Raw genomic sequence first — 826 nt, 5'->3', positions numbered from 1 at the left:
CCGGCCGCGCGGTCCTGCCAGAAGAGGTCGGCCTTCGCGGCGGCCTCCTCATACCCCTCCAGGAAGGCGAGCGGCGCGGCCGGATCCCGCAGCGCGTCCAGCCGCAGGCCCCTCACCTTCTCCCATTCCGCGGGGCGTATGGCTCGTACGACGTAGTCTCCGCTGGTCACCCTGGTCATGCCCGCAACCGTAGTGCTGCGGCAGGCGCTCGGCATCCCATAATCTGCCCGCATGACCACTCTTCAGGAACGACCCCACACCGCCCTGCTCATCATCGACGTCCAGAACGGGGTCGTCGCCGGCGCCCCCGCCCTGGCCGACGTCCTCGCGAACATCAACGCCCTGCTGGACGGGGCACGCTCGGCGGGTGTCCCGGTGGTGTGGGTGCAGCATCAGGACGAGGACCTGGTGCCGGGCACGGAGAACTGGGAGTACGTCTCCGAGCTGAAGCGCCTGGAATCCGAGCCCCTCATCGCCAAGAGTTACCACGACTCCTTCGAGGACACCGAGCTGGAGTCCGTCCTCGCCGAACGCGGGGTGGGACGGGTGCTCGTCACGGGAGCCCAGACCGACTTCTGCGTCCGCTCCACGCTGCACGGCGCTCTGGTCCGTGGCTACGACGCGACGCTGGTCGCCGACGCCCACACCACGGAGGACCTCACGGAGTACGGCGCCCCGGCACCGGAGCAGGTCATCGCGCACACCAATCTGTACTGGAGCCACCAGACCGCACCCGGGCGTACGACCGGCACCGTGAAAACGGCGGACGTCACCTTCTGACAACTGTCTCGGATATTGCCTCTGGAATTGTCCGGGAACGCAGAAA

The 826-nt window shown here is 67.9% G+C and carries 1 protein-coding gene and 1 pseudogene; one reads left to right on the top strand and one right to left on the bottom strand.

Going from position 1 to position 826, the window contains the following annotated elements:
* A pseudogene (locus CCN72_RS41080) lies at positions 1 to 179 on the bottom strand (GNAT family N-acetyltransferase); the annotation flags it as partial.
* A gap of 52 nt (positions 180 to 231) precedes the next feature.
* Between CCN72_RS41080 and CCN72_RS35155 the strand changes: the two are divergent.
* Entirely contained in the window at positions 232 to 780 is a 549-nt protein-coding gene (locus CCN72_RS35155) for a cysteine hydrolase family protein (protein ID WP_086812424.1), read from the top strand.
* The last annotated feature ends 46 nt before the right edge of the window (positions 781 to 826 follow it).

The organism is Streptomyces murinus, assembly GCF_002154555.1.
Lineage (GTDB): Bacteria > Actinomycetota > Actinomycetes > Streptomycetales > Streptomycetaceae > Streptomyces > Streptomyces murinus.
This window is presented reverse-complemented; position numbering and strand designations above follow the sequence as displayed.